At 41.5% G+C, this 6,365-nt stretch carries 4 protein-coding genes; 1 reads left to right on the top strand and 3 read right to left on the bottom strand.

Annotated features, from left to right (window positions below; all coding sequences use genetic code 11):
- On the bottom strand, positions 1-1,584 hold a 1,584-nt coding region (locus tag VFW36_RS08155; RefSeq protein ID WP_329658314.1), incomplete at its 3' end, for an alpha-amylase family glycosyl hydrolase.
- 114 nt (positions 1,585-1,698) lie between these two features.
- Positions 1,699-3,138: a pyruvate kinase gene (locus VFW36_RS08160; protein ID WP_329658315.1), complete on the bottom strand. Its 1,440-nt coding sequence runs from the start codon at positions 3,136-3,138 to the stop codon at positions 1,699-1,701.
- 128 nt (positions 3,139-3,266) lie between these two features.
- Between VFW36_RS08160 and VFW36_RS08165 the strand changes: the two genes are divergently transcribed.
- Complete coding sequence (locus VFW36_RS08165; protein ID WP_329658316.1) at positions 3,267-4,475, top strand: phosphoglycerate kinase; 1,209 nt, start codon at positions 3,267-3,269, stop codon at positions 4,473-4,475.
- 9 nt (positions 4,476-4,484) lie between these two features.
- Here VFW36_RS08165 and VFW36_RS08170 read toward each other — a convergent pair whose 3' ends face one another.
- A complete protein-coding gene (locus tag VFW36_RS08170) occupies positions 4,485-6,095 on the bottom strand; it encodes a methyl-accepting chemotaxis protein (protein WP_329658317.1) in 1,611 nt (536 codons plus the stop codon).
- Positions 6,096-6,365 lie beyond the last annotated feature (270 nt).

Genomic DNA, 6,365 nt, shown 5'->3' on the forward strand with positions numbered 1-6,365 from the left:
ATGCGAGAAATTTGCAACGATCACAACATCATCCGCAACGCCCCCCTTGTCCCATCGATGATATGCAATCACTTTGTGTTCATTATTCAGATGGTACACCTGAGTAAACTGCCCGCATAAACCGCGTGTGAAACCCTCACGATTGGAACGCAGCCGTATAAGATCTCGGTACAAGCGGACGATCCCGTGAAACTCAGCACATTGATCCCAATCAACCGGAACCGTGTCACGAAACCATCCCCCCTCTAGGAACTCTTGACCTTGAAAAATCATAGGGATACCGGGGGAGGTAAAGACCATAGCAGCGGCCAATGTCGAACGTTTCCGCGCGTACCACCCTTTGGGGTCATTTGGGTTAATCTCTTGGGGTACACGAGCATGACCGTTTGCAACCTCGTCATGTGACTCGCTGTAGATAACCCGATCAAAGGCATCATCGTTATAACGGTATAAGATGGCATCACGGATAGCATCGAGGGATCGTTGCTCGTCTTGTGGGGCAACCACTGCTTGGCGTATGGGGTGGACAAACATGGCATCCCACTGAGATGCGAATCCGGCTCCACCCGCTCCGACTTCTTTAGTGATCCATCGATTGTTTTGAAGATCCTCAGCGATAGTGACCCGAGAGGGAAACTTTTGGCTAATCTGGCTATTGATCCATTGGAGCAGACTCCACCCCTCTGGAATATCGCGCTTATCAGAATCATTGACCATACGAATAAACTGGGTGCAGTCGAAGCGGATTCCGTCTACATGATATTCTTCGAGCCACATCATGGCATTATCCAAGAGATACTGACGAACCTCTCCCCGTCCATAATCGGGTCTGGTTTCTCCCCACGGGGTGATTGCGCGATCATCGTTGTAAAAATAAATACCGCCACGACCGTTTTCGCTCCAACCGTCAAACTGCCACAGATCAAGATCACTGGGACCCAGATGATTGTACACAACGTCCAGTATTACCGCAATACCCGCATGATGGGCACGCTTGACGAACTGTTTAAACGCCAACGGACCGCCGTAATCGCTCTCTACCGAAAATATATGGGCAGGGTTATACCCCCATGAGCTCTCACCTGCGAACTCACCTATCGGCATAATCTGTATCGCATTGATACCGAGTTTTTTCAAATGTTCCAGACGTGCAGACACCGCTGAAAACTCACCCTGATGGAGAGTTTCTTCTTGATCATTAAATGTCCCTATATGGAGTTCATAGATGATGAGTTCATTCCACGCTACGATATTAAACTCGTCCCCTTCCCAGTCAAAACGTGTATCGTGAACGATGGCATTCCCGATGGAACTTGTCACTTCACGGGCGTAAGGATCGATCCGTTTAAATTCTCCATTTTGCGTAAAAAGGTGAAACAGATACTCATCACCCGCATGAGCTTCAGCGATATTTATGGTCCAATAACCATTTTCCTCAGAGTTCATCGGGTGCTTTGTTGCGTCCCATTCGTTGAATGATCCGATAAGCGACACGTGTTGTGCATGGGGTGCCCAAACGCGAAAGGCTACTCCATGAGTGTGCAGAATCGATCCCATACCCTTGATTGCAGTTTTATCACTCATGGCTTAATTCTTCTTTAGATTAAGATGTATGAGTACATTGTATCGGATATATTGTTGTTTGTGTAACAATAATAATTTTAATTATACTGATTTAAACAATAATGACCAAAAATGCTATTTCCACTGAAAACTTGGGTTATAGAGCAATTTATTTTTGCGAAAAACCAAATCCATCTGTTTTAGAATGGTAGTTAGCGTTTTGATGGTTTCTACTTCATAGTCACCTTTGTTTAGCATGACACACTCCGCTTTATGGGCAAAAACGACATCTGAAATTTCAGCACGGCTGGGGATATTGGTTTTCATCTTATTTTCCAGTACCTGAGTTGCTAAAATGACGGGCATATGCGCCGCAGTACAAAGGTCGAGTATCTCTTCTTGCATATACGCCAAGTTTTCAAAACCGATTTCGATGGCTAAATCTCCCCGCGCGATCATGATCCCCGAATTTCCGTACTGGATGAGTGCCTCTAGGATGGCAGGGAGATTTTCAACCCCTTTTTTCGTTTCGATTTTGGCAACGATAGAAATGGAACCTTTTTTCCCTAAACGTTCCAACTCATCAATAAGATCAACTATATCATCCGGTGTCTGTGCGAAGGAGATACCTATGATGTCGGCATATTCACAGATATGAGGCAACACCTTTTTATCATGATCACAGATGGCACGTATGGTAATGTTGCTGTTGGGAAAGTTGACCCCTTTTTCATCTTTAAATTTAGACCCTTCCTTATTGTCTGTTAAGAGGGTGCAAAGTATATCGGTGTTCAAAATTTCGTCGATAACCAATTCGATTTTTCCATCATCGATAAAAACTTTATCCCCAACGCTCACCAAACTCCCAATATTCTCTAACGTGCACCCTATAATCGCATCGCAGTGTTTTATCTCTTTAGTGGATATCGATGAAGTTGCGGAGTGGATCAAGACTTTATCGCCGCAAAAGAGTTTTATTTTTTTCGGTTTCCCTGATTTTTTAGACTTTTTGAGGGTTGTACGAATTTTCGGACCCGCGAGGTCAACATAAATTTTTAAATTTGTATCTTCAGAAGATGCCTTTTTAATCTCCTGTGCCATCATTTTCCATGATTTTGGGGAATCATGTGCGGTATTGATCCGAAAAAGATGAACCCCTTCGAGGGCAAGATTATGAAACCACTTTGTATCATATACCGAGGGGACGGTGATCATGATCTTGGTTTTATCTGCGGATGTCGAAAATATTTCGCTGTTTTTATCCATCATGGCATGTGAATCTTCATAGCTCAAATGTATTTTGGCTGGATGAAGCTCTTTTTTGAGGGCGAGGGAGAGCATCTCAAGCGCTACATTGATACTCGCTTCCATGTGCGCTTGTGAACGACCGAATGAGGAGAGACCCACTTTGGTTAAATCATCCTGCAAGGCTGAAAAATCGTATTTTCGGAGGTTGAGATAGTACTTCATATTTTGCAATGAAACATTATCATTTTTTTGATCGACATCTAATGTCATTTTATTCTTTAGATCCAATAATCGTTCAAATAACTCATTTAAAAAAACTTTTTTCATTTCCCACCTTTTCGTATATAACTTATAGTGTAAATTAACTTTACATATATTAACAATAATAAGTAATTTAAGTGTAGTATATTTAAAATGTGTTTAATGCCAAAACAATCCAAAACAAAGGCGAAACGATGATTAGCAATATAGTTACGATGGGTGGGGTGAAAAGCCTCAGAGATATTGATGTAACAGGCAAAAAGGTTTTGATTCGTGTCGATTTTAACGTCCCGATGGACGGACAGTATAATATTTCCGATGACAGCAGGATTCGCGCGGCTCTTCCGACGATCAACTACTGTATCGATCATAATGCGTGCTCTATCACCCTTGTGAGCCATTTGGGGCAACCTAAAAACGGGTATGATGAGCGTTTTACCCTCCGCCATATCCAAAAGCGCCTAGAGCGGCTGTTGGAGAAAAAAATCGAGTTTATCGATAACCTCGAAACCCTAAAAGTTGAAAATGCTCATTGCTCCATCGAGCGGATCTTCTTGCTCGAAAACATCCGTTTTTTTGAGGGAGAGAAGAAAAACGATCCCGCTTTTTGTCAACAATTAGCCGATTTGTGTGACGTGTATGTCAACGACGCGTTCGGAACTTCCCATCGTAAAGACGCATCGACCTACGGAATCGCCGATTTTGCCAAAATCAAAGTGGCGGGATTCTTGATGATGCGGGAGATCGAAGCGTTTACCAAAGCGCTCGAAAAACCGATCCGACCTATCGCACTCGTAGTCGGGGGTTCTAAAGTCTCTTCTAAAATCACGCTCCTCACCTCGGTCATGCCGAAAATTGACAAACTGATCATCGGCGGTGCGATGAGCAATACGTTCTTGAAAGCACTCGGCTACGATATGAAAGCCTCTTTGGTCGAAGATGATTTCGTCGAAGTGGCAAAAGAGGTTTTGAGTGAAGCCAAGGCGAAAGGGGTTAAAATCTACCTCCCTGTCGATGTCGTCGCAACTGATTCGATAGAGCATCCCGTCGATATTAAAATCACCCCTGTCCAAGATGTATTGGAGGGGTTCCATGCCGTCGACATCGGTCCTGCCACTCTCAAACTCTTCTCAGAAGCGATAGAACTCTCCAACACGATTATCTGGAACGGACCGATGGGGATTTATGAGATGAGTCAGTTCTCCAAAGGGACGTTTAAACTCGCCTCGTTCATCGCCGAGAGTTATGCGTTTAGTATCGTCGGCGGAGGCGATACCGCCGATGCGGTGGAGAAAGCGGGTGAGAAAGACAAGTTCAGCTTTATCTCCACCGGAGGGGGAGCGAGTCTTGAACTACTGGAGGGGAAAGTTCTTCCGGGATTTGAGAAACTGGATCGGAAATAGTAAAACAGTTTACGTTCTTAACCCTTGTAAATTCATATTCAAAGACTCTGATGCTTGATGGAGATGTTGCACAGCTGAAGCAATCTCTTCCATGCTTCTAGCATTTTGAGTTACACTCGTACTGATGGTATTTATATCACCAACAATGACAGCAATTTCATCCGCATTTTTTATACCGTCATTGACGAGATTTGTAACCAAATTTTTTGTCAACGACATGGTCTCTACTGAGTCAAGTATCTGAGATTCAACTAACTCGGAACGTTCCCCGAGCTCTTTGATATTGTGTGAATTTATTCCCATTTGTTCACTAGCATCGTTAATCGCTTGAACAATCGTATTAATAGTGATATTTATCTCATTTAAGCTTTTTTGTGTACGTTCAGCTAACTTACGGACTTCATCGGCAACAACAGCAAACCCTCGCCCATGATCACCTGCACGTGCCGCTTCGATAGCCGCGTTGAGGGCTAATAGGTTGGTTTGATCGGCAATATCTCCGATAATCAATAATACTTGTTTTACCTCATTTGTTTGGGAACTAAGTGAACTTAATTTTTCAGCGAATTCGGTCTCAATTTCCACGCTCTCTTGGATCCCATCCATCATTTTTTGAATTTCTTTTTGGGCTTGAATCAATTTTTGATGTGCAATCAAAATATCTTCTTTTGAAGCTTCTGCCTCATGCATAGCCTCTTTTTGATCTTCGATAATCTCTTTTGCTTTTTTTGAAATACTTTCGAGTGAAAAAGCACTCTCTTCAACACGAAGTCCAACCTGTTGACTTGTTGTATCCAGTTCCGATGAAATAGCCAAATTCTCTATAGATGTCTCTTTTGATTGTTGAACGATAGATTGTGTATTTGCAATAAAACTATTGATATTATTAGAGACATCACTGAGTTCATCTTTATTTAGCATAACCAATCGTTTTGTCAAATCCGCATCACCACTGGCGAGTTCTTTGGTTATATTGCCAATCATTTTTATAGATTTTAATATAGAACGAATGCTTAAAAGTCCTACGGTCAATGCGATACCGATTCCCATACCACTGAGGACAAGAACCAACCATACTGTCGAATGTGCTTCATTGACAATCTCTTCAATAAGCCCATTCGCTTCATTTCTTTGGCTATTAGATAGTTCATCTACTTTTTTTGCTATTGTTTCGGACTGTTGGTCGAAAGCGTCCATTTTGGCATTTCCGGCATCCGTCCCATGATCTATATAGGCTTGAGCCATATCTAAGCCTACCCGTTTAAAATTTTCAGCGGACTCTTTTATCTGGATGATTTCTTTCAAAGAATCTTGATTGTTTTCCGTTTTAAACATCTCTTCGAAAGTACTAAGCCCTTTCATCAAATCGTCTAAACTTTCATGTGCTTCTTTTAAAGATTCTTTGTCTTTGGTCGCACTTGCATCGGTAAGGAGCTGTTGCGTTTCGCATAGATGAAACTTTATATCGTTTGCTGTTAGCATATAGGGGATAGATTCGTTTTTGATTTTTTCACTGTTACTCTCTATCTCATGAACAGCCGAATAGATTAATATGCCTAAGGTAATGATTGTTGCAGTACTGATTCCTATATTTAGTAAAAGTTTATTCTTAATTGTCACTAGTATTCCTTTAGCTAATTTTAAAAATAATTATAATTTAATATAGTCATTTCTTGGTCGTGTTTTTTCTATATTAGATGACTTTTAAGTGACTAAATAGTATTTATTATTAAATTTAGAATAAAATAAAATATATTTTTAAAGATGTCTCAATTTATTTATGCCCTCTTTTATCCCGTTCTTCAATCAACATCGCATTCAACGTATTAATAACTTCACGGCTTCCGTTTTCAGCTTCTTTGAAATAGTTCATCACGTTTTTAGATTCTT

It is taken from the genome of Sulfuricurvum sp. (assembly GCF_036279695.1).
Taxonomy (GTDB): Bacteria; Campylobacterota; Campylobacteria; order Campylobacterales; family Sulfurimonadaceae; genus Sulfuricurvum.